General features: G+C 66.8%; 26 protein-coding genes. 17 read left to right on the top strand and 9 right to left on the bottom strand.

Annotated elements, in window-relative coordinates; all coding sequences use genetic code 11:
• Positions 1 to 66: 66 nt before the first annotated feature.
• Positions 67 to 918 carry a bifunctional DNA-formamidopyrimidine glycosylase/DNA-(apurinic or apyrimidinic site) lyase gene (gene mutM / locus B6K69_RS09995; RefSeq protein ID WP_108643668.1) on the bottom strand — a complete coding sequence of 284 codons (852 nt, stop codon included), beginning with the start codon at positions 916 to 918 and terminating at the stop codon, positions 67 to 69.
• A 151-nt stretch (positions 919 to 1,069) separates the two neighbouring features.
• Here mutM and ubiE point away from each other — a divergent pair, with 151 nt between their 5' ends.
• Both ubiE and ubiB read left to right on the top strand, forming a co-directional pair.
• On the top strand, positions 1,070 to 1,822 hold the full coding sequence (ubiE, locus tag B6K69_RS10000) for a bifunctional demethylmenaquinone methyltransferase/2-methoxy-6-polyprenyl-1,4-benzoquinol methylase UbiE (protein ID WP_107672679.1): 753 nt from the start codon (positions 1,070 to 1,072) through the stop codon (positions 1,820 to 1,822).
• The gene (ubiB, locus tag B6K69_RS10005) at positions 1,822 to 3,354 is read left to right on the top strand and encodes a 2-polyprenylphenol 6-hydroxylase (RefSeq protein WP_108643669.1); all 1,533 of its coding nucleotides are present in this window, start codon (positions 1,822 to 1,824) and stop codon (positions 3,352 to 3,354) included. Before ubiE ends, ubiB begins: the two co-directional genes overlap by 1 nt.
• Here the strand turns inward: ubiB and B6K69_RS10010 are convergent, their stop codons facing one another.
• A complete protein-coding gene (locus tag B6K69_RS10010) occupies positions 3,355 to 4,017 on the bottom strand; it encodes a flagellar hook capping FlgD N-terminal domain-containing protein (protein ID WP_108643670.1) in 663 nt (220 codons plus the stop codon).
• Positions 4,018 to 4,024: 7 nt separating this feature from the next.
• Entirely contained in the window at positions 4,025 to 5,266 is a 1,242-nt protein-coding gene (fliK, locus tag B6K69_RS10015) for a flagellar hook-length control protein FliK (RefSeq protein ID WP_164681929.1), read from the bottom strand.
• Between the two features lie 434 nt (positions 5,267 to 5,700).
• On the opposite strand from fliK, the gene B6K69_RS10020 reads away from it, so the two are divergent.
• The 6 genes from B6K69_RS10020 (at position 5,701) to B6K69_RS10045 (ending at position 9,347) form a co-directional block, all read left to right on the top strand.
• Positions 5,701 to 5,964 carry a rod-binding protein gene (locus B6K69_RS10020; protein ID WP_108643672.1) on the top strand — a complete coding sequence of 88 codons (264 nt, stop codon included), beginning with the start codon at positions 5,701 to 5,703 and terminating at the stop codon, positions 5,962 to 5,964.
• Positions 5,961 to 6,284, top strand: coding sequence for a hypothetical protein (locus B6K69_RS10025; protein ID WP_108643673.1), 324 nt, complete (start codon positions 5,961 to 5,963; stop codon positions 6,282 to 6,284). The genes B6K69_RS10020 and B6K69_RS10025 overlap by 4 nt, the downstream gene beginning before the upstream one ends.
• Before the next feature lie 213 nt (positions 6,285 to 6,497).
• Complete coding sequence (locus tag B6K69_RS10030) at positions 6,498 to 7,706, top strand: flagellin (protein WP_108643674.1); 1,209 nt, start codon at positions 6,498 to 6,500, stop codon at positions 7,704 to 7,706.
• Between the two features lie 77 nt (positions 7,707 to 7,783).
• On the top strand, positions 7,784 to 8,158 hold the full coding sequence (gene flaF / locus B6K69_RS10035) for a flagellar biosynthesis regulator FlaF (RefSeq protein WP_108643675.1): 375 nt from the start codon (positions 7,784 to 7,786) through the stop codon (positions 8,156 to 8,158).
• Positions 8,155 to 8,559, top strand: a complete 405-nt coding sequence (flbT, locus tag B6K69_RS10040; protein ID WP_108643676.1) for a flagellar biosynthesis repressor FlbT — start codon at positions 8,155 to 8,157, stop codon at positions 8,557 to 8,559. Before flaF ends, flbT begins: the two co-directional genes overlap by 4 nt.
• A complete protein-coding gene (locus B6K69_RS10045) occupies positions 8,556 to 9,347 on the top strand; it encodes a DUF1217 domain-containing protein (RefSeq protein WP_108643677.1) in 792 nt (263 codons plus the stop codon). Before flbT ends, B6K69_RS10045 begins: the two co-directional genes overlap by 4 nt.
• Positions 9,348 to 9,525: 178 nt before the next feature.
• On the opposite strand, the gene B6K69_RS10050 is transcribed toward B6K69_RS10045, so the two are convergent.
• Entirely contained in the window at positions 9,526 to 10,842 is a 1,317-nt protein-coding gene (locus B6K69_RS10050; protein ID WP_418260542.1) for a FliI/YscN family ATPase, read from the bottom strand.
• Between the two features lie 78 nt (positions 10,843 to 10,920).
• On the opposite strand from B6K69_RS10050, the gene B6K69_RS10055 reads away from it, so the two are divergent.
• Genes B6K69_RS10055 through B6K69_RS10095 form a run of 9 tightly spaced genes read left to right on the top strand, consistent with a single transcriptional unit; the run spans position 10,921 to position 15,368 of the window.
• A complete protein-coding gene (locus B6K69_RS10055; RefSeq protein ID WP_108644882.1) occupies positions 10,921 to 11,304 on the top strand; it encodes a FlgB family protein in 384 nt (127 codons plus the stop codon).
• A gap of 12 nt (positions 11,305 to 11,316) precedes the next feature.
• On the top strand, positions 11,317 to 11,697 hold the full coding sequence (gene flgC, locus B6K69_RS10060) for a flagellar basal body rod protein FlgC (RefSeq protein ID WP_107671802.1): 381 nt from the start codon (positions 11,317 to 11,319) through the stop codon (positions 11,695 to 11,697).
• A 14-nt stretch (positions 11,698 to 11,711) separates the two neighbouring features.
• Complete coding sequence (gene fliE, locus B6K69_RS10065) at positions 11,712 to 11,999, top strand: flagellar hook-basal body complex protein FliE (protein ID WP_107671801.1); 288 nt, start codon at positions 11,712 to 11,714, stop codon at positions 11,997 to 11,999.
• The gene (locus B6K69_RS10070) at positions 11,996 to 12,262 is read left to right on the top strand and encodes a flagellar biosynthetic protein FliQ (RefSeq protein WP_108643679.1); all 267 of its coding nucleotides are present in this window, start codon (positions 11,996 to 11,998) and stop codon (positions 12,260 to 12,262) included. The genes fliE and B6K69_RS10070 overlap by 4 nt, the downstream gene beginning before the upstream one ends.
• A 2-nt stretch (positions 12,263 to 12,264) precedes the next feature.
• Complete coding sequence (locus B6K69_RS10075; RefSeq protein WP_108643680.1) at positions 12,265 to 12,975, top strand: flagellar hook-basal body complex protein; 711 nt, start codon at positions 12,265 to 12,267, stop codon at positions 12,973 to 12,975.
• Positions 12,976 to 12,977: 2 nt separating this feature from the next.
• Positions 12,978 to 13,763, top strand: coding sequence for a flagellar basal-body rod protein FlgG (gene flgG / locus B6K69_RS10080; RefSeq protein WP_108643681.1), 786 nt, complete (start codon positions 12,978 to 12,980; stop codon positions 13,761 to 13,763).
• The gene (gene flgA / locus B6K69_RS10085; protein WP_108643682.1) at positions 13,763 to 14,185 is read left to right on the top strand and encodes a flagellar basal body P-ring formation chaperone FlgA; all 423 of its coding nucleotides are present in this window, start codon (positions 13,763 to 13,765) and stop codon (positions 14,183 to 14,185) included. The genes flgG and flgA overlap by 1 nt, the downstream gene beginning before the upstream one ends.
• A complete protein-coding gene (gene flgH / locus B6K69_RS10090; protein ID WP_108643683.1) occupies positions 14,182 to 14,907 on the top strand; it encodes a flagellar basal body L-ring protein FlgH in 726 nt (241 codons plus the stop codon). Before flgA ends, flgH begins: the two co-directional genes overlap by 4 nt.
• Positions 14,908 to 14,909: 2 nt before the next feature.
• Positions 14,910 to 15,368: a flagellar basal body-associated FliL family protein gene (locus tag B6K69_RS10095; RefSeq protein ID WP_108643684.1), complete on the top strand. Its 459-nt coding sequence runs from the start codon at positions 14,910 to 14,912 to the stop codon at positions 15,366 to 15,368.
• Here the strand turns inward: B6K69_RS10095 and B6K69_RS10100 are convergent.
• From B6K69_RS10100 to flhA, 5 genes are read right to left on the bottom strand one after another with little or no spacing between them, the layout of a single operon-like run.
• Positions 15,365 to 15,712 (bottom strand): hypothetical protein, encoded by a 348-nt coding sequence (locus tag B6K69_RS10100; RefSeq protein WP_108643685.1) that lies wholly within the window; start codon positions 15,710 to 15,712, stop codon positions 15,365 to 15,367. The genes B6K69_RS10095 and B6K69_RS10100 overlap by 4 nt on opposite strands.
• Positions 15,709 to 16,527 carry an EscU/YscU/HrcU family type III secretion system export apparatus switch protein gene (locus B6K69_RS10105; protein WP_250645396.1) on the bottom strand — a complete coding sequence of 273 codons (819 nt, stop codon included), beginning with the start codon at positions 16,525 to 16,527 and terminating at the stop codon, positions 15,709 to 15,711. Before B6K69_RS10105 ends, B6K69_RS10100 begins: the two co-directional genes overlap by 4 nt.
• Positions 16,506 to 16,796: an EscU/YscU/HrcU family type III secretion system export apparatus switch protein gene (locus tag B6K69_RS18510; RefSeq protein WP_250645397.1), complete on the bottom strand. Its 291-nt coding sequence runs from the start codon at positions 16,794 to 16,796 to the stop codon at positions 16,506 to 16,508. Before B6K69_RS18510 ends, B6K69_RS10105 begins: the two co-directional genes overlap by 22 nt.
• 3 nt (positions 16,797 to 16,799) lie before the next feature.
• Positions 16,800 to 17,561: a flagellar biosynthetic protein FliR gene (locus tag B6K69_RS10110; protein WP_108643686.1), complete on the bottom strand. Its 762-nt coding sequence runs from the start codon at positions 17,559 to 17,561 to the stop codon at positions 16,800 to 16,802.
• Positions 17,558 to 19,627, bottom strand: a complete 2,070-nt coding sequence (flhA, locus tag B6K69_RS10115) for a flagellar biosynthesis protein FlhA (protein WP_108643687.1) — start codon at positions 19,625 to 19,627, stop codon at positions 17,558 to 17,560. Before flhA ends, B6K69_RS10110 begins: the two co-directional genes overlap by 4 nt.
• Positions 19,628 to 19,629: the final 2 nt, after the last annotated feature.

A 19,629-nucleotide genomic window follows, 5' to 3' on the forward strand; every position in this document is an offset into this window, starting at 1 on the left:
CAGGTGGCTCTCGTTCGCGTGATGCGGACTCCTAGCAGTCTGGCGCCGGAAGGCAAGCCGATGCCCCTAAAGCTGGCACTGCGGACAGTAAAAGGACGACCGGCCGGATTGCACGATCCGCTGGATGGTGCCGCCGCAGCCGGGGGTGGTGCAGGCCTGGCCTTCCCGGTCATAAACGCGGAAACTGTGCTGGAAATAGCCCAGTTCGCCATCGGCCTGCCGATAATCGCGCAGCGATGAACCGCCCGCCTCGATCGCCTCGGCCAGCACCTCGCGGATGATCGGCACAAGGGCGGCCACCTGCGCGGGGCCAAGATCGCCGGCCAGCCGGCGCGGCGACAGGCCGGCGCGGAACAGGGTTTCGCACACATAGATGTTGCCTAGACCCGCCACCAGATGCTGATCCAGCAGCGCCGCCTTGATCGGCGTGCGGCGGCCCTTCAGCGCCGCCACCAGATAGGATTCGTCAAACCCGTTGCCCAGCGGTTCGGGGCCCAGCACCGCCAGCAGCGGATGCGACTCGGCGCTGTCGCTGGGCATCAGGTCCATCGCGCCAAACCGCCGCGCATCGTTGAAGGTGACGCGGGCGCCGCCCTCCATGTCCAGCACCACATGGTCATGTTTCTGCGGCGCGGGATGGTCATGGTGGAACGCGCCCAGCATCGCCCCCGAGACCAGCATCCGCCCCGACATGCCCAGATGCACCAGCAGGGTTTCGCCCCCCGACAGATCGGCCAGCAGGTATTTCGACCGCCGCCGCAGCGCCAGCACCCGCTGGCCCGTCAGCCGCTCGGCCATCCGTTCCGGCAGCGGCCAGCGCAGATCGGGGCGGTTCACCTGGGCTTGCAGGATCGTGCGGCCCTCCATCACGGGCAGCAGGCCGCGGCGGACGGTTTCCACTTCGGGCAGTTCGGGCATGGCGCGCTTTCACAAAGATGCCTTCCAGTTGCCGGAAAACACGCCCCGGCTCAACCCCGCCCCGGCGGGTTGCGTCAGTTTGCGGTTTCCCTTGTCGCGCAGCGGGCGCTATACCCCTGCGCGAAGTCGAATTTCGGGCAAGGGCAAGGCCATGACCGGCGAGAATGAAAAGACCACCCACTTCGGATTCCGCGAAGTGGCCGAGGGCGAAAAGGCCGGCATGGTCCACGGCGTGTTCAGCCGCGTGGCCAGCAAGTATGACCTGATGAACGACCTGATGTCGGGCGGCGTCCATCGACTGTGGAAAGACGCGATGATGGACTGGCTGGCGCCGCGGCCCGGCCAGCGCCTGCTGGATGTGGCCGGCGGCACCGGCGACGTGTCCTTCCGCTTCCTCAAGCGGGCGCCGGGGGCCAGCGCCGTGGTCTGCGACATGACCGAATCGATGCTGATCGAAGGCCGCAAGCGCGCCGACGCCGGCAACCTGGCAGACCGGCTGGGCTGGGTGGTGGGCGACGCCATGGCGCTGCCGTTCGAGGACAACAGCTTTGATGTCTACACCATCAGCTTCGGCATCCGGAACGTGACCCGCATCCAGGACGCGCTGAACGAAGCCTATCGCGTGCTGCGCCCCGGCGGGCGGCTGATGGTGCTGGAATTCAGCCAGATCCCGAATGACCTGATGCAGAAGGTCTATGACCTCTATTCGTTCAACGTGATTCCCGTCATGGGTCAGATCGTGGCCGGCGACCGGGACAGCTATCAGTATCTGGTCGAATCGATCCGCAAGTTCCCCGATCAGGAAACCTTCGCCACGATGATCCGCAAGGCGGGCTTCGGGCAGGTGAAATACCGCAACCTGACCATGGGCGTCGCTGCCCTTCATTCGGGCTGGAAGATCTGATGCGGGGGCCGCACAACCTCTGGCGGCTGATCCGCACGCTGGCCACGATGGAACGCACCGGCGCCATCGGCGTGGTGCTTGAGGCTGTTGAGGCCCCGCGCGGGGTTCGCGTCGCGGCGCGCATCCTGGGCCGGCCGTTCAAATGGCTGGGCCTCAAGGGTGATCCGGCGCTGCCCCCGGTGACGCGCGCCCTTACGGCGCTGGGGCCGGCCTATATCAAGTTCGGCCAGATCCTTTCGACCCGCCCCGACATCGTCGGCGACGAACTGTCGAACCAGTTGAAATACCTGCAGGACCAACTGCCGCCCTTCCCGGTGGAAACCGCCAAGGCCATGTTCGCGGCCGAACTGGGCGTTTCGGTGGATGAGGTGTTTTCCGAATTTTCCGAACCCGTCGCCGCAGCCTCGATTGCGCAGGTTCACAAGGCACGGCTGATCAGCACCGGCGAGGATGTGGCGGTCAAGGTGCTGCGCCCGAACATCGAACGCGCCTTCCGCACCGATCTGGACGCCTTCTATTTCGCCGCCCGCTGGATCGAGATTCTGGCCCCCTTCTCGCGCCGGCTGCGGCCGGTTGACGTGATCGCGCATTTCGAAGGCGTGGTGAAAGGTGAGCTGGACCTGCGGCTGGAAAGCTCGGCCGCGGCCGAATTTGCTGCGAACACCGAAAAGGACGAAGGCATTGTCGTGCCGCGCCCGAACTGGGCGCTGTCGGGCCGCACGGTGATGACCATCGGCTGGGCCGAGGGCATTGGCCTGAACGAGCTTGAGGCGATCGACGACGCCGGGATCGACCGCGCCGTTCTGGGCCGCCGGGTGCTGACGCTGTTTCTGAACCACGCGCTGCGCGACGGGTTCTTCCATGGCGACATGCACCAGGGGAACCTGAAGGTCGCGCTGAACGGCGATCTGGTGGTCTATGATTTCGGCATCATGGGCCGGATCGACGAATACACCCGCCGCGTCTATGCTGAAATCCTGATGGGCTTCATCCACAAGGATTATCGCCGCGTCGCCGAGGTGCATTTCGAAGCCGGCTATGTGCCGCCCGACCGCGACATCGACGAATTCGCCCGCGCCCTGCGCGCCGTGGGCGAGCCCATCTTCGGCATGGACGCCAGCCGCATCTCGATGGCCCGCCTGCTGGCCTATCTGTTCGAGGTGACCGAACGCTTCGGCATGGAAACGCGGACCGAGCTGATCCTGCTGCAACGCACCATGGTCGTGGTCGAAGGCGTGGCCCGCAGCCTCGATTCGCACCTGAACATGTGGGAAGTCGCCAAGCCCGTGGTGGAAGGCTACATCCGCAGCAATGTGGGGCCGCAGGCGGTGCTGCGCGATCTGGCCAAGACGGCGCGGGTTCTGGCGCGGTTCGGCCCCAAACTGCCCGCTTTGGCCGAGGCGCAGTTGATCCGCGCGGGCAATCCGGCGGTGCAGAACCGGCCGCCGCTGCGGTCCAGCCTTGGCCCCTGGCTGACGGCGGCGGGCGCGGCAATCTTCCTGTCGGGCGTGCTGGTGGGCTGGCTGATCTGATCAGCCCGGCGGCACGCGCAGGGCGGTGATGTCGGTCGCCGCCACCTCGATCCCGCCTTCGAACACCAGCCGCGTGCCGCCGCTGCCGCCCCGCGCCTCGATCACGCGGCCATAGTATTCAACCGGATCGGTCTGCAACAATTCCCCGTCGCGCCAGCTTTCCAGCGACAGGGAATACCTGCCCTCGGGCAGCGGGTCGCCGGCGGCATCGGCCCCGAACCATTGGTAAAGGTCGGTCGAAACCGGCAGGCTTTCCCGCGTGACAAGGTTTCCCTTGGCATCCTTGACCACAAGAACAGCCTCATCCGCCTTGGCCACCGGGTTGGGCGACAGCGTGACCGGCGTGCCGGAATACCAGACATCCGCCGCCGCCCGCGCCTCTTGCCCCACCCAGCCGGCCAGTTGCGACATGCCCATCAGCCCGAACTGCGTGGCCATCGCGCCCAGCAACTGATTGGTCTGCACCTGCTGTTCCACCCCGGAAAAGGTGGCCAGTTGCACCGCATAATCGGTGGAATCGATCGGGTTCAGCGGGTCCTGGTTCTGCATCTGAACCGTCAGCATCTTCAGAAACGTCTGGAAGTCAGAGGTCAGGACGGCACTACCCTGCCCCTTGGCGGTGGTGCTGGCAGAGGTCGCGCTGCCGGTCGAGGTGACATCCATGCTGTCCTCACAATCTCAGATACAGGCCGGCACCGGCCGGGGGGGAAACGGGCGAAGGCCAGGCGGCAGGGTCTGGCGGGGGGGCCTCCGGCAACATCGGGCCGTCAGGCGCAGGGGCGGCCTGATCCGCCCCCTGCCCCGGCCCCGACCAGTGCCCGAAGCCAAGGTCCACCTGCGCAAACCCGGCGGCGCGGAAATCGGCGGCCAGCCGGTCGGAATGGCGGCGCAGCAGATCAAGCGTATCGGCCCGTTCGGCGGAAAGCGTGACAAAGGCCCGGTCGCCTTCGGTCCGCAACTCGATGCGAAGCGAACCAAGCTCCTCGGGCGACAGGCGAATCTCGGTGACCGGCGAACCGCTGTCGGTCGCCGCCTGCACAATCTGCGCCGGCACGGCGGCGGGCAGCGGCGCGGCCGCCGGCGGGCCGGCGGGGATATGCGGCGGGGAAAGCCCTGCGTGCGGCGGTGCGGGGGCGCCTGTGGGGCCGGGCGCATCGGTCAGGCCAGCGCCGGTATCTGCGACATGCCCCGGCGCGCTGGCCGGGTCTGCGGGCAAGGCCGCCGCCGCGCCTCCCTCCACCACCTTGCGCGGCAAGGGCGCGGCGGCAGGCAAAGGCGCATCGGCCCCCTCACTCAGCGGGTCACGCGCCGGGCCACCCTCCCCCTCCCCCGCCAAGGCAGGGCCGGGCGGCGGCGCACTAACCGCGCCGACAATCTGAGCGGCGGCGACGGAGGCACCGGCCTGCGGTGGCCCGCCCAACGCCCCGGGCGGCGCGGGCGCTGTCGCCCCATCGCCAGACCGGGCGGCCCGAGTCTCGGCAACCTCCGGCGCGGGAGCAGTCTCTGGCGCGGCAGCGGCCAGGGCATCGGCGGGATGGACCGGCACGGCGCGGACCGGCACCGCGCGGAATGGCGGCGACAGGATCTGCGCGAAGGGCAGGTCCGCCGGAAACCCGACCGGGTGGTCGCGCAAGGCGGCGGGTTCCCCGATGGCAGGCCGCAGCGGCGCCGGTTCGGGCCGAACAACAGGCGCGCCGGAGGATGCTGCGGCAGGTGATGCAAAAGGTATGACCGAAAGCTGCACGTTCGCTGCACCATCGCTGTCGGTCCCCGCATCGCCATTTGCAGCGGGCCGGGGCGGCAGCACCGGCCCATCAGCGGGCGTTTCCTGCACCATCCGCGCGGCAGAAATCGGAGGAACATCCGCTTCCAGCCCCGCAAGGCCTGGCGCGGGATCAGGGGGATCAAACACGGCCAACACCGGCATATCAGGCTGTATTTCAGCCATGTTAGAGACTGATTTGCTCTGAATCGCTCCCCCCTCTGCGCCCCTTCCGTTCGGCTCTGCCACTGGCAGCGGAAGGATCGCCACAGCCTGCGGCAGCATCCCGGCAACCAGCCCCGGCAAGGCCAACAGCCCCGCGTCAACATCCACCGCACCGTCCAAACCCGGCTCAGGCAGGTCTATCAACCCCTCAAACCCCACCCCCTCCTCACCCCCACCCAGACCAAACCCACCCCTCGCCGCGGGCGGGGTTGGAAAGGGCAGCGCAAAGGAAAGCGTAATGTCTGACATGGCCTGCGACTTCTGCCGGGGTGTCTTGGTTTTCGCGGGTGCAGGTTACCGGATGTTTACCGGCTGGCCCGCAGACTGCCGAAAATCCGAACGATCCGAAGGAGGATACGATGCTTGCCCCGACCGGCCCTGTTCCCCCGACACCCCCGCCCAACCCACTGATGCGCAAGGCGCAAGAGCTTGAGGCGGCCTTCCTGTCAGAGATGCTGCAACATGCCGGGCTGGACGGGGCGTCGGACAGTTTCGGCGGTGGCGCGGGCGAGGAACAGTTCTCGTCCTTCCTGCGGATGGAACAGGCCCGGCAGATGGTGGCCCATGGCGGAATTGGCCTGGCCGAGCAGCTTTTCCGCGCCATGGGCGGGGGGAAAGAATGACCGGCACACCGCTTGAAACCCTGCTGGAAGACACCCGAAAGGCGCTGTTTGCCGGTGATCTGGCGCGGCTTGCCGCGCTGGCGGGCGAAACCGAACAGGCCCTGTTTGCCGGGATTGCCGCGGATGCGGCCACGGCGCCCCACCTTCGCCAACTAGCCGAGACGAATCGGCCGCTGCTGGCCGCGGCAATCCGCGGCGTGAAATCGGCGCAACGCCGCGCGTCCGAGGTGGCCGGACATGGCCGCTTCAGCACCTATGATTCCCGGGGCCAACGCGGGGTGATCGGCCCCGCCCCCACGGCCCCGGCCTGCCGCTGGTAGGAAAACTGTCTCAAACAAGGCGAAAATCAGCCGGAAACAGCCAGACCACATTCAGAAGTTGGTAACCGTCGCAGCCACATCCTTGCCCTGCATCCCATGAGGGGGTGGCGCAGCGGGGATCAGCCCGCGCATCGGCCAGAACGTCGGAACAGCCGCGAAACGCGGCAGGTCTGCCCCGCGCAAAGCGCGAAGGGCCAAGAGAGGAACGTGTAAATGTCGTCAATTCTGACGAACACCAGCGCCATGGTCGCCCTGCAAACGATGAAGGGCATCAATACGAACATGAACAAGGTTCAGGCCGAAATCTCCACCGGCAAGACGGTGAATTCGGCCAAGGACAATGCAGCGGTCTGGGCCATCTCGAAGGTGATGGAATCGGACGTGAAGGGTTTCAAGGGCATCTCGGACAGTCTTTCGCTGGGGTCTTCGACCATTTCGGTCGCCCGCACCGCTTCGGAAAAGATCACCGACCTCTTGACCGAGATGAAGGGCAAGATCGTCGCCGCGCAACAGGACAACGTTGACCGGACCAAGATCCAGACCGACATCGCGAACCTGACCAAGCAGATCCAGTCGGTGGTGGGCGCGGCCCAGTTCAACGGGCTGAACCTGGTGGACGGGTCGCAGACCACCACCGTTGACATCCTGTCGTCGCTGGACCGCACGGCCACGGGGGTTACGGCAAGCAAGATCAGCGTCACGGCGCAGAACCTGTCAACCACGGCCGGCGCCGCGCTGACCAATGGCACGCTTTCGGCGGCCAGCGTGGTGACGGGAACCCCGGTCACGCTGAACGGCTTTACCTTCCAGGGCACCGGCGGGGCGCTGGCCAAGGACGCGCCGACCGCAAACCCGGCGACAACCACCGCGCTGATCGCGGGCGATACGATCACGCTGAACATCGGCTCGAAGACCGGGCGCTATGTGGTGCAGGAGGGGGATACGGCGGATTCGCTGGTGACGGGGTTGAAGAATTCGCTGACGGCGAATGGCCTGTCAGACACCGATTTCACCCTGACGCTGGCAAGCGGGGCGTTGACCGTGGCCAACAATACCAACAACGCGGCGGCGATTTCGGTTTCCGCCACGCGCGGCACCGGCGGGCTGGCCGGCCTGACCACGCTGGATGTCTCGACCAAGACCAATGCCGCCACGGCCTTGGGCAATATCGAAGGGATGATCCAGACCGCAACCAAGGCGGCAGCCGAATTCGGTTCGGCCCAGACCCGGATCGACATTCAGGCCGAGTTCATCAGCCAGTTGTCCGATGCGCTGACCTCGGGGATCGGGTCACTGGTCGATGCCGATATGGAGGAGGCCAGTGCCCGGTTGCAGGCGCTGCAGGTGCAACAGCAACTGGGCATCCAGGCGCTGTCGATCGCGAACCAGCAGCCGCAGAACCTGCTGTCGCTGTTCCGCTAAGGCGAAACCCGGCCGGGGCCCGCGACAGGGCCCCGGTCCACGCCCCTGCATCGCCCTAGCCCCCGGAACATCCCGACATGAACCACATGACACAAACAGCCTATGCCCAACACGCGGCCCCCGTGCGCACCGCGCGCGCCGTCGAATACGATGTGATCGCCCGCATCACCCAACGGCTTGCCGCCGCCATCCGGGGCCGGAAGGACAATCATCCCGCCTTTGTGGCCGCCCTGTCCGAGAATGAACAGTTGTGGTCCACGCTGGGCGCCGACGTGGCCCTGCCCGACAACAGCCTGCCGCAAACGCTGCGGGCGCGGCTGTTCTATCTGTATCGCTTCACGTTTGAACACAGCCGCAAGGTGCTGGCCGGTGCCGCCAGCCCCGAGGTTCTGGTCGAGATCAACACCGCCGTCCTGCGGGGCCTGCGCGGCGACGGGGGGGCGGGCGCATGAGCGGGCTTGTTCTCAAGCTGGGCCCGCATGAGCGGGTGCTGATCAACGGTGCCGTGATCGAAAATGGCGACAAGCGGTCGAAGCTGGCGATCATGACGCCGAACGCCAATATCCTGCGGCTGCGCGATGCGATCCACCCGGAAGAGGCGAACACCCCGGTGCGCCGCGTCTGCTATATCGCGCAACTGGTGCTATCGGGCGATGCCGTGCCCGGCGATGCACGCCACCAACTGCTGCGCGGCATCGAACAGCTCAGCCAGGCGCTGACCGACCCGGACAGCCGCCGCCTGCTGGCCGAAGCAAGCCGCGCCGTCCTGGAGGAACAGCATTATCAGGTGCTCAAATCCCTGCGCGGGCTGCTTCCACGGGAAGAGCGGCTGCTGTCGGCGGGCCGGGCATGAGCTTCCAGCCGGTCATTCCGCTTGCGGGCTATGCCGGCTGGACGTTTCTCAAACGGACCATGGAAAAGCAGCAGGCGGCCTTGCAGGCGACGCCTGCCAACCAGCGGGATGAGGCCTATTTCCGGGCCAACATCGGCAAGGTGAACAGTGCCAAGGACCTGGTCGCCGACCGCCGGCTGTTGAAGGTGGCGCTGACAGCCTTTGGCCTTGAGGCGGACATCGACGCCAAGGCCTTTCTCCAGAAGGTGCTGGCGGGGGGGACGCTGAAGACCGATGCCCTGGCCAACAAGCTGTCGGACAAGCGGTATCAGGCCTTTTCGGCCGCCTTCGGCTTTGGCGATTATGCAACGCCGCGCAACAAGATGTCAGACTTCGCGGACAGGCTGCTGACGGCATACAACACCAAAAGGTTCGAAACCGCCGTCGGCACGCAGAATGAGGCAATGCGGCTGGCGCTGAATGCAGAAAGCGAACTGGGCAGTCTGGCGGCGAAGACCGGCAGCGAGGATGCGAAATGGTACACGATTCTGGGCAACAAGCCGCTGCGCAGTGTCATGCAAACCGCCCTAGGGCTGCCGTCCAGCGTTGCCGGCATCGACATCGACAAGCAGCTTGAGATGTTCAAGGCCAAGGCGCGCAACACGTTTGGCGAGGCAACGGTCAGCCAGTTTGCCGAGCCGGAAACGATGGCCAGGCTGGTGCGAACCTACCTGGTGCGGAGCGAGGTTTCGACACAGGGCGCCGCGCTGTCGGCGGCGAAAACCGCGTTGCAGCTTCTGGGCAGATAGGTTCGGGCCTTGTCCTGCCGGACCACCACGCCGGGACCAGACGACCATATCCGGGCCGCAGGGCAGAACGGGTTCTTGCAGGCCAGGGTCACGGCCCGGTCAGACAGCCCCAATGCCGGATGCGGGCAAATGGTGACTGGCCGGTGTACCCTGCCTTTCGGGGAGTCTGAACAGCCGGTCAAAGCCCGAGGCAGGCGCGCAGGCGGGCAAAGCTGGCCTCGGGCCCGCCGGCGGGGGCGTCTTCGGCAAGAAAGCCGTCCAGCGCCGGAAAAAGGCGCAGCGCCCGGTCAACCGCCGGATCGCTGCCCGGAACATACAGCCCGGCCTGCACCATCATCTCGGCGCGGTCATAGGCCGACAGCACACGCCGCGCATCGGCGATCAGGGCGTTTTCAGCGGCGCTTGCCGCCTCGGGCAGGCTGCGCGAGACGGACCGGAGCAGGTCGATCGCCGGATACCGGCCACGCTCGGCAATCTTGCGGTCCAGCACGACATGCCCGTCCAGCGTGCCACGAAGGATGTCGGCCACGGGTTCCTCCATGTCAGACCCGGCGACAAGCACGGAAAACACCGCCGTGATGTCGCCCGCGGTGCCCGCGCCCGGGCCCGCCCGCTCGGCGAGAGACATGATCGCGTGGCTGACCGAAGGCGGATAGCCGCGAAGCGAGGCGACTTCGCCCGAGGCCAGCGCCACTTCGCGATGCGCCTCGGCAAAGCGGGTGACGGAATCAAGCAGCAGAAGGACATGCAGGCCCTGATCGCGGAAATGCTCGGCCACCGTCATGGCCGACAGCGCGCAGCGGCGGCGCATCAGCGGCGACTGGTCCGAGGTGGCGGTGACCACGACCGAACGCGCCATGCCGGCGGGCCCCAGCACCCGCTGGGTGAAATCGCGCAGCTCGCGCCCGCGTTCGCCCACCAGCCCGATCACGGCCACATCGGCCGCGACACCGCGGGCAAAGCGGGCCAGAAGCGAGGATTTGCCGACACCGGACCCGGCGAAAAGTCCGATCCGCTGGCCACGCACCAGCGGGAGAAGCGTGTCAAACACCGCAACGCCGGTGGACAGCCGCCCCCCCAGCGGGCGCCGGAGGGCAGGGGCAGGCGGGGCCGCGTTCATGGAAAGCTGCCGCGTGCCGGGCAGAACCGGCCGGCCATCCAGCGGGCGACCCAACGGATCAACGATCCGGCCCAGCCAGCCCATATCGGGGGCAAGCGTGACCGGACCGACAAGTTCCACCCGGCTGCCAATGACCAGACCTTCGGGATCTTCCTCCGGCAGAACGGTGGCGCCACGGGCCGAAATGCGAACGACCTCTCCCCCCAGCGTACCGGCGCCGGTTTCGGCAACCACACGGTCCCCCAGCGCGGCCAAGGCCAGACCGGAGACCAGAAAGGTGCCCCGCGCTGATTCGGCCACCCGGCCCACGGCACGGGCAGGCTGGATGGTGGCGATCTGGGCCTGCAAAGACTGAAAAATTCCGGGCACGGCGATCTCACTTTGTTCCCTGAATACGGTTTCTAAAGGAATCGCCCTTAAGCCTTGGTGAAGCAGGTCGAGGGAGAAGCCCCGATGTTCGAGAAACTGGAACTGACACGCATGGCGCAGGGAATGGCGGCCCATGCCGGTGCCCGGATGGGGGTGATCGCGAAGAATGTCGCGAACGCCGATACCCCCGGCTACAAGGCGCAGGATATTCCCGATTTCGCCTCGGTCTATGCCGACCCCGGCCTTGCGCTGAAAACCACGCGCGCCGGCCATATCGCCGACCCGGCCCGCCCGATGGACCCTGCGCCCGTGGCCAACGGGGGCGCAGAATCGCCCAACGGCAACAGCGTGTCGCTGGAACAGGAAATGGTGAAATCGGCCGAGGCCCGGCAGGAACATGACATGGCGCTGGCGATCTATCGCGCCACCTCGGACGTGATCCGCGCCTCGCTGGGCCGGGCAAGGTAACGGGGGCACGCGATGAATGATCTGACCACATCGCTTGGCTTCGCGGCCTCGGGGATGCAGGCCCAGGCAACCCGGCTGCGCCATGTTTCCGAGAATATCGCCAATGCCGATACCCCCGGCTACCACCGCAAGACCATCAGCTTTCACGAGGAGATGGACAGCGGGCAGGTCACGGCAGGCCCGGTGCGGCTGGACCGCTCGGAGCTGACCCGCATCTATGACCCCGGCAATCCGCTGGCCGACGAGACGGGGTATTACGACGGCTCGAACGTCGATCTGGTGCTGGAAATCGCCGACGCACGGGAAGCCCAACGCAGCTATGAAGCCAATCTTCGCATGTTCGACCAGGCGCGCCAGATGACGCAAAGCCTGTTCGACCTTCTGCGCCGCTGAGGGGGACCGCCGGAATGGATGTGAAACCCTCGTTCGCCGCCCAGACCTATGCGCAGGCCAGAACGGCCGCAGCGCCAAAGCCTTCGGAAGACGGGGGCATCAGTTTCGGCAAGCTGGCGGGAAACTTCGCCGAAACGCTTGTCCGGCACGAGCAGACGGCCCGCGCCGCCATGACCGGCGGCGCGGACCCCCATGCCCTGGTCGAGGCGCTGGCCTCATCGCAACTGGCCGTGGAAACCGTGGCCACCGTGCGCGACCGCGTGGTCGAGGCCTATCAGGAGATTCTGAGGATGCCGATATGACCGACGCCGCGCTTTATGACGTGATGCGCCAGGGCCTTTGGGTTGCGGTGACGATTTCCGCGCCGCTCTTGACGGTGGCGCTGGTGGCCGGGGTGGTGATCGGCCTTTTTCAGGCGCTGACCTCGGTGCAGGAAATGACGCTGACCTTCGTGCCCAAGGTGGCCGCGATGATGGCGGTGTTCTGGGTCTCGATGGGTTTCATGACCGGCTCGCTGGTGACCTTCTTCACCAAGCTGGTGATCCCGATGATCGCAGGGGGCTGACCATGGATACCGCGGGATATGTGACGCTGGGCCGGCAATCGGGGCTGATGCGGGAAATGCAGGTGGTGGCGAACAACATCGCCAACCTTTCGACCACCGGCTTCCGGCGCGAAGACGTGGTGTTCGCCGAGCACGTCGCCCGGCTGGACCACGAACCTTCGGTTTCGATGGCCCATGGCAATGGCCGTATCGTCGATCTGTCACAGGCCGGGTTGACGCCGACCGGCGGCGCCTTCGACCTGGGCATTCAGGGCGAAGGGTTCTTTCTGGTGGAAACGCCGCAGGGCAACCGGCTGACCCGGGCCGGCAGCTTCACTCCCTCGGCCGAGGGGGAGCTTGTCACCCCCGACGGCTTTCGCCTGCTTGACGCCGGGGGCACCCCGGTCTTCGTGCCGCCGGACGCCGGGCAGGTGGGCGTTTCATCGGATGGCACAGTTTCGTCGGGCGGCGCGCCGATCGCCCGGATCGGCCTCTGGCGCCCGGTCGATCCGTTGGCGCTGCGCCATCAGTCGGGCACCCTGTTTGACGGCGGCCAGCTTGAACCGGCTGAGAGCGGCATCATCAAGCAGGGGTTTCTTGAGGACAGCAATGTTCAGCCCGTGGTGGAAATCGCCCGGATGATCGAGGTGCAGCGCGCCTATGAGATGGGCCAGAAGTTCATGGATGCCGAAGACAGCCGCATGCGCGGCGTGATCCAGACGCTGGGACGCTGACGATGAAGGCGCTTCATATCGCGGCAACCGGCATGGCGGCCCAGCAGATGAAGGTTGACGTGGTGTCCAACAACCTCGCCAACATGTCGACCACCGGCTACAACGCCCGCCGTGCCGACTTCGCCGATCTGCATTACCAGCAGCTTGCCCGCCCCGGCACCATCACCGCGCAGGACGGCGCGATGCTGCCGACCGGGGTGCAGATCGGCCTGGGCGTGCGGCCCGCGGCCGTGTCTCTGGTTCTGGAACAGGGGCCGCTGGCGCAGACCAAGGGCGATCTGGATCTTGCCATCGAAGGCGCCGGCTATCTTGAGGTGACGCTGCCTTCGGGAAACTCGGGCTATACCCGCGACGGTGCGCTGAAACGGTCGCCCGATGGTCTGATCGTCACCGCGGATGGCTACCCGGTGGTGCCCGGCATCACCATACCTTCCGACGCGCATTCGATTGCCATCAATGCCGCGGGTGAGGTCTATGCCTATTTCACCGATCAGGTGGAACCCACACAGCTTGGCCAGCTTACGCTGACCGGCTTCACCAATGAAAAGGGGCTTGAGGCGATCGGGTCCAACCTTTTCCTGGAAACCCCGGCCTCTGGCCCGCCGCAGGTGGGCAACCCCGGCACCGACGGGCTGGGCACATTGCGGCAAGGTTATCTTGAGGAAAGTTCGGTCGATGCGGTGCGCGAGGTGACCGAGCTGATCAAGGCGCAGCGGGGATACGAGCTGAACGCCAAGGTCATCACCGCCGTCGACCAGATGCTGGCCGCCACAACGCAGGTGCGGTGATGCTGCTGCGCCTGGCTGTCTTTCTGACCTTGCCCGGCGTTGCCGGCGCCGAAAGCGTTGTCGCGGCGCGCACGCTGCCAGCCGGCACCGTGCTGACGCAGGGTGACCTGCTGCTGGTTGATGCCGAGATTCCCGGCGCGCTGACCGCGCCCGAGGCGGCCCTGGGCCAGCAGACCCGCATTGCGCTTTATGCCGGGCGGGCGGTTCATGCCCGCGACATCGGCGCCCCCGCCCTGGTTCAGCGGAACGGCATCGTCACCCTGGTCTATCGCGCCGGCGGCCTGACCATCCGCGCCGACGGCCGCGCCCTGGAAGCGGGTGCCGAAGGCGACAGCATCCGCGCCCTGAACCTTGCGTCGAAAGCCACCGTTTCGGGCCGTGTCGCCCCAGACGGCACCCTGATCGTTGGAGGCCCCCCGTGACCCGAAAACTGCCCGCCCTGCTTGCCCTGCTTCCCGCCGCCTGCGGCGATCTCAGCCAGGTCGGCCGCGCGCCCGATTTTTCACCGCTTGAGGGCAGCTATCAGCATCACGCGATGTATTCGACGCCGATGCCCGAAATGGCCGATCCCTCGGGGCCAACGGATGCGTCGTCGTTGTGGACGGGGGGAACGGAATCGCTTCTGGGCGACCGACGCGCCGCCAAGCGTGGCGATATCCTGACCGTGGTGATCGAGATCGACGACAGTGCCGAGATTTCGAATTCGACCGACCGCTCCCGCAAGGGCAGCCAGAGCATGGGCATCCCGTCGCTTTTCGGCATCCCGCAAAGGATTGACGATGCCCTGCCCGAAGGGGCCAGCATGGCCGAAGCGGTGAAAACGCAGTCTTCATCCACCTTTGCCGGCGATGGCAGCGTTTCGCGCAAGGAAAAGCTGACGCTGCGGGTGGCGGCGACCGTGGTCGAGGAACTGCCGAATGGCGTGCTGCGGATCGAGGGGCAGCAGGAGGTACGGGTCAACTTCGAGCTGCGCGAACTGATCGTGACCGGCTATGTCCGGCCCGCCGACATTTCGCGCCAGAATGAGGTGACCTATGACAAGATCGCCGGCGCCCGCATCTCCTATGGCGGGCGCGGCCAGATTTCCGAGGTGCAGCAGCCGCGCTATGGCCAGCAGGCCGCGGAAATCCTGCTGCCGTTCTGACCATGATCCGCAAACTTCTTCCCGTTCTTCTTGCCCTTCTGGGCCTTGGCACCGGCCTTGGCGCCGGCTTGGTCCTGCGCCCTGAGGCCGACCACACGGCCGAACCCGCCCCCGAGCAAGATGCAAAGCCGGAGACGGCCCCAGATTACGTGAAGCTGAACAACCAGTTCGTGGTGCCCATCCTTGAAGGCGGGCGGGTGACGGCCATGGTCGTGCTCTCGCTCAGCCTTGAGGTGCAGGCCGGCCAGACCGAAGCCGTCTACAACCGCGAGCCAAAGATCCGCGACACCTTCCTTCAGGTGCTGTTCGACCATGCCAACAGCGGCGGATTCCGGGGATCGTTCACCGATGGGTCGAACCTGGTGTTGCTGCGGCAGGCGCTGACGGAAAAGGCAGCGGGAATTCTGGGCCCGACGGTTACCGATGTGCTGATCACCGAAATCGCCCGTCAGGACAGTTAATCACCGCGCTTTTGCCGTTCGGCCGCCTGCAGGCGCTGCAGAACCTGGGCGCGGCCAAAGGCGCGGCGGGTTTCATCAAGATGCTGCAGCCATTCGGCCTGCCGGGCCGCGATCAGCAGGTTCAGGTCGGCCCGGCGTCGGCTGGCCCAGGTTTCATAATCAAAAGACACAAGCGCTGTCGCCGCCGGCGAAAGGCCCTCGGCCGGGCGCGGCGCCTCAAGGGCTGCAAGCTGCGCCTTCAACGCCTCACGCGCGGCGGCAATGCGCGACAGTTCGGCAGACCGGGCCTGCAGCACCATGTCCGCCATTTCGGACAGACGGCGCAGCCGTGGGTCGCCGCTCATCGCGCCCCCCGGTTGCGGGCGCGTTTGCGCAAGGCTTCGGCAAACCGGATGGCGGCGGCGACGGCAGCGTAATGTTCGGGGCGGATCTCCTGCCCGATCTCAAGGCTGGCGTGCAAGGCGCGGGCGGTGGGCGGGTCGCGGCGGATCGGAACGCCGGCCTCTTGCGCGCGTTCGCGGATGCGGGCGGCAATCTCGTCCATCCCCTTGGCCACGCAGACCGGCGCGCGGCCCTTGCCGCGTTCCCATTTCAGCGCCACGGCGTAATGCGTGGGGTTCACGATCACCACATCCGCCTTTGGCACATCGGTCAGCATCCGCCGGGTCGCCACCTCTTGCGCGCGACGGCGACGGTCGGCCTTGAGATGCGGGTCGCCCTCGCTGTCCTTCATCTCATCGGTCAGTTCCTTGCGGGTCATCCGGTTGCGGCGGGTGAACTCAAACCGCTGCCACAGCCAATCTGCCAGGCCGAAGACAAGGCTGATCGCAAGGATCAGCATGAGGAAGCGCAGGGCCTGATCCGCGACCAGCGCGGCCACCTGCCCGGCCTGCAACGCCGAGGCAAGTGTCAGCCAGGGCAGGCCAGACCGCAGATAAAGCCCCAGGATCAGTGCCACGACGATCAGCTTGGCAGCCTTGCGGGCGAAATCGACCAGCGCGGCGCGGCCGAATTTCTGCCGAAGATTGGTGGGGATCGACAGCCGCTCAGGCTTGAGCGCCAGTTTCGACGGCGCAAAGACCAACGACCGCGTCGCCAAAAGATAGATCAGGACCAGAACCGCCGGAACCATCAGCATCAGCACCGCCGGGCCCGCCATGGCCCCTGCCTGCCCGGCCACCTGTGCCACCAGCCCGCCCCCCCGGGGCGAGAGGCGTCCGGCCCCCCGAGCATTGCCATGCCCGCGGTGCCCATGCGCTGAATGGCCCAGGGACCCAGCAGCAGACCCGCCAGCAGGAAGCCGCCATAGCTGACCGCGGCCTGCAAATCCTCGGACCGGGGGACATCACCCTGTTCGCGGGCCTGATCCAGCCGGCGCTGCGAAGGATCGAATTCCTTTTCGGTTTCTTCGGTTTCAGGGCCTGCCATGCCCTACCCCGCGAAAGGGGTGGCAAGGGCCTGCGCCATTGCCCCGCGCCAGACCGCCAGAAGCGCCGGCGTGGCCAGCGCCAGCAGCGCCAGCCCGCCCAGCGTCAGCGCCGGCGCGCCGATCATCGCCACCATCAGTTGCGGCATGGCCCGGTTCATGACCCCCAGCGCCAGATTGTAAAGCAGCGAAGCCAGCACGAAGGGCGCGGCAAGCGAGAAGCCAAGCGCCAGAACCTGTGCCCCCCGCGCCACGCCCCAGCCGGCCAAGGCGCCCGGGTCGGGCAGATGGCCGGGCGGCATCAGATCATAGGACAGGACCAGCAGCTCAACCGCGCGGGGCAGGCCGCCCATGCTCAGAAACAGCGCAATTCCGGCAAGCGTGAACAGGTTTGCCACGATGGGCTGCGGCTCTGGCCCGGTTCCGGCGAACATCTGCGCCAGCGTGATCGACTGCGCCGCAATGGTGCCTGCTGTCTGAAGCGCCAGGATCATCAGCCGCAAGCCAACCCCCAGGATCAGACCCGCCGCCGCCTCAACCGCCAGGGCGCCGAAGCCGGCGCCGCCGGGCGGCGGCACGGCAGGCGCAACGATGACGGTCAGCGCCACCGCCACCGCCAGCTTGATGCGCTGCGGCACCGCCTGTTCGCCGATGCCCGGCAACAGCGCCACGGCGGCGCCCACCCGGACGAAGACCAGCATCACCTGCAGGACCAGCCCTTCGGCCACGCCCAGAAGCTGCGCCAGCGGGGCCGCGAAATCCATCATGCCGCCACCTGCCCCAGCAGCGCAGGCCGCACGTCGATGCCCAGCTCCTCATAAGACAGAACCGGCACCTGCAACCCCTTGGCCTGAACCACCGTGCGCAGGAACCGCCGCCGGGCAGCCGAGGCGATCAGCGCCGGAAAGGCCCCGCCTTCGGCCGCCTGCGCCATCCGTTCGGCAATGCCATTGGCCAGCCGGGCGAACAGGTCGGGCGGCAGGGCAATGTCGCGCGGATTGCGGTCACCGTCCATCTGATGGGTCTGGAAGGTGCGTTCCCATTCTGGCGCCAACTGGATCAGCGGAACCGAGCCATCGGGGCGGCGATAATCGGCCACGATCTGGAACCCCAGCCGCTGACGGACATGTTCGGTCACCGCCTCGGGCGAGCCAAGACCCCGCGCCTCGGCCACCGATTCCAGGATGAGCGGCAGGTTGCGGATGGACACCCGTTCCTCCAGCAGCAGGCGCAGCACCGCATGAAGCAGGTCAAGCGGCACCTTGTCGGGAACCAGATCGTCCAGCAGGCGGCGGTTGGCCTCGGCGCGGCTGCGGTCGGACAGTTGGGTGAATTCGTCCAGCAACCGACGCAGCCCACGCAGCGACAGAAGCCGTGCCAGGTTGCCCTTCAGCACCTCAAGCAGATGGGTGGCCAGCACTTCGGCGGGGGACACCACGGTCAGGCCGGCCAGGGCGGCATCTTCCTGCAGATCGGGGCGAATCCAGCGCGCCGGGGCGCCGTAGACGGGTTCGCGGACATCTTCGCCTTCGGGCGCGGGCACGCCTTCGGACAGCAGCACCAGCACCCGATCGGGCAAAAGCCGGTTCGCCACCCGTTCCACCCCCTGGATGCGGATGCGATATTGGCCGGGGGCCATGGCGGCCTCATCCGTCAGGCGGATTTCGGGCAGGATCAGGCCATAGCTGGCGGCGATATGGTTGCGCATGTTGGCAATGCGCCCATCCAGCCCGGTGGCCGGGTCCAGCGCCATGCCCACAAGGTTGGGGGCAAATTCGATATGGATCTCATCGAAATCCAGCACATCGCCAATCGGGCGGCGGGCGGGCGGTTCGGTCCTGGTCTCGGCCTCCGGCGCCTCGGGCTTGCGGTTGGCGCCATACCAGGCGGCGGCGGCCAGCGCCGCAGCAGCGGCGATGAACGGAAGGAACGGCATCCCCGGCACCACGGCGAACAGTGCCATCAGGGCAGACACCGTGCCCAAAGCCGCCGGATAGCGGCCCAACTGGGCAAAGAACGACACATCCGCTGCCCCCTTGGCCCCGCCGCGCGACAGCAGCAGCGCCGCCGCAACCGAGATCACCACGGCCGGAATCTGGCTGACCAGCCCGTCGCCCACGGTCAGGATCGAATAGGTCTCGAACGCGCGGGAAAACGCCATGCCATGCAGGCCGACACCAACCGCCAGCCCGACGATCAGGTTCAGCCCGGTGATCAGCAGGCCCGCCACCGCGTCGCCCTTGACGAACTTGGATGCGCCGTCGAGCGAGCCGAAGAAGTTGGTTTCGGCCAGTTCGATCTCTCGCCGGCGCTTGGCCTCTTCATGGGTGATGGCGCCGGCCGACATGTCGGCGTCAATGGCCAGTTGGCGGCCGGGCATCCCGTCCAGCGCGAAGCGGGCACCCACCTCGGCCATGCGGCCGGCCCCCTTGGTGATGACGATGAAGTTGACGATCAGCAGGACGACAAAGATCACCAGCCCCAGCACGATATTGCCGCCCATGATGAATTCGGCGAACCCCTCGATCACATGGCCGGCGGCGGCGGTGCCGGTGTGGCCCTGCCCGATGATCAGCTTGGTGGACGAGACGTTCAGCGACAGCCGCAGCAGCAGCGAAGCCAGCAGGATGGTGGGGAAGGCCGAAAAATCGAGTGGACGTTCGATGAACAGCGCCACCGTCAGCATCAGGATCGCCAGCGCGAAGGAAAGGGCAAGACCCACGTCCAGCACGCCCGCCGGCACCGGCAGGACCATCATTGCGATGACCGCCATCAGCGCCAGCGCCAGCAAGATCGTCGGACGGAACAGCGCACGGATCGTCAGGCCGGGCATGG

Origin of the sequence: Pseudogemmobacter blasticus (assembly GCF_003071405.1) — a bacterium.
Classification (GTDB): domain Bacteria; phylum Pseudomonadota; class Alphaproteobacteria; order Rhodobacterales; family Rhodobacteraceae; genus Pseudogemmobacter; species Pseudogemmobacter blasticus.

Coding starts and splice junctions, on each gene's coding strand:
- mutM (WP_108643668.1), bottom strand. CDS start 918: ATGCCCGAACTGCCCGAAGTGGAAACCGTCCGCCGCGGCCTGCTGCCC.
- ubiE (WP_107672679.1), top strand. CDS start 1,070: ATGACCGGCGAGAATGAAAAGACCACCCACTTCGGATTCCGCGAAGTG.
- ubiB (WP_108643669.1), top strand. CDS start 1,822: ATGCGGGGGCCGCACAACCTCTGGCGGCTGATCCGCACGCTGGCCACG.
- B6K69_RS10010 (WP_108643670.1), bottom strand. CDS start 4,017: ATGGATGTCACCTCGACCGGCAGCGCGACCTCTGCCAGCACCACCGCC.
- B6K69_RS10020 (WP_108643672.1), top strand. CDS start 5,701: ATGCTTGCCCCGACCGGCCCTGTTCCCCCGACACCCCCGCCCAACCCA.
- B6K69_RS10025 (WP_108643673.1), top strand. CDS start 5,961: ATGACCGGCACACCGCTTGAAACCCTGCTGGAAGACACCCGAAAGGCG.
- B6K69_RS10030 (WP_108643674.1), top strand. CDS start 6,498: ATGTCGTCAATTCTGACGAACACCAGCGCCATGGTCGCCCTGCAAACG.
- flaF (WP_108643675.1), top strand. CDS start 7,784: ATGAACCACATGACACAAACAGCCTATGCCCAACACGCGGCCCCCGTG.
- flbT (WP_108643676.1), top strand. CDS start 8,155: ATGAGCGGGCTTGTTCTCAAGCTGGGCCCGCATGAGCGGGTGCTGATC.
- B6K69_RS10045 (WP_108643677.1), top strand. CDS start 8,556: ATGAGCTTCCAGCCGGTCATTCCGCTTGCGGGCTATGCCGGCTGGACG.
- B6K69_RS10055 (WP_108644882.1), top strand. CDS start 10,921: ATGTTCGAGAAACTGGAACTGACACGCATGGCGCAGGGAATGGCGGCC.
- flgC (WP_107671802.1), top strand. CDS start 11,317: ATGAATGATCTGACCACATCGCTTGGCTTCGCGGCCTCGGGGATGCAG.
- fliE (WP_107671801.1), top strand. CDS start 11,712: ATGGATGTGAAACCCTCGTTCGCCGCCCAGACCTATGCGCAGGCCAGA.
- B6K69_RS10070 (WP_108643679.1), top strand. CDS start 11,996: ATGACCGACGCCGCGCTTTATGACGTGATGCGCCAGGGCCTTTGGGTT.
- B6K69_RS10075 (WP_108643680.1), top strand. CDS start 12,265: ATGGATACCGCGGGATATGTGACGCTGGGCCGGCAATCGGGGCTGATG.
- flgG (WP_108643681.1), top strand. CDS start 12,978: ATGAAGGCGCTTCATATCGCGGCAACCGGCATGGCGGCCCAGCAGATG.
- flgA (WP_108643682.1), top strand. CDS start 13,763: ATGCTGCTGCGCCTGGCTGTCTTTCTGACCTTGCCCGGCGTTGCCGGC.
- B6K69_RS10095 (WP_108643684.1), top strand. CDS start 14,910: ATGATCCGCAAACTTCTTCCCGTTCTTCTTGCCCTTCTGGGCCTTGGC.
- B6K69_RS10100 (WP_108643685.1), bottom strand. CDS start 15,712: ATGAGCGGCGACCCACGGCTGCGCCGTCTGTCCGAAATGGCGGACATG.
- B6K69_RS10105 (WP_250645396.1), bottom strand. CDS start 16,527: ATGGCGGGCCCGGCGGTGCTGATGCTGATGGTTCCGGCGGTTCTGGTC.
- B6K69_RS18510 (WP_250645397.1), bottom strand. CDS start 16,796: ATGGCAGGCCCTGAAACCGAAGAAACCGAAAAGGAATTCGATCCTTCG.
- B6K69_RS10110 (WP_108643686.1), bottom strand. CDS start 17,561: ATGATGGATTTCGCGGCCCCGCTGGCGCAGCTTCTGGGCGTGGCCGAA.
- flhA (WP_108643687.1), bottom strand. CDS start 19,627: ATGCCCGGCCTGACGATCCGTGCGCTGTTCCGTCCGACGATCTTGCTG.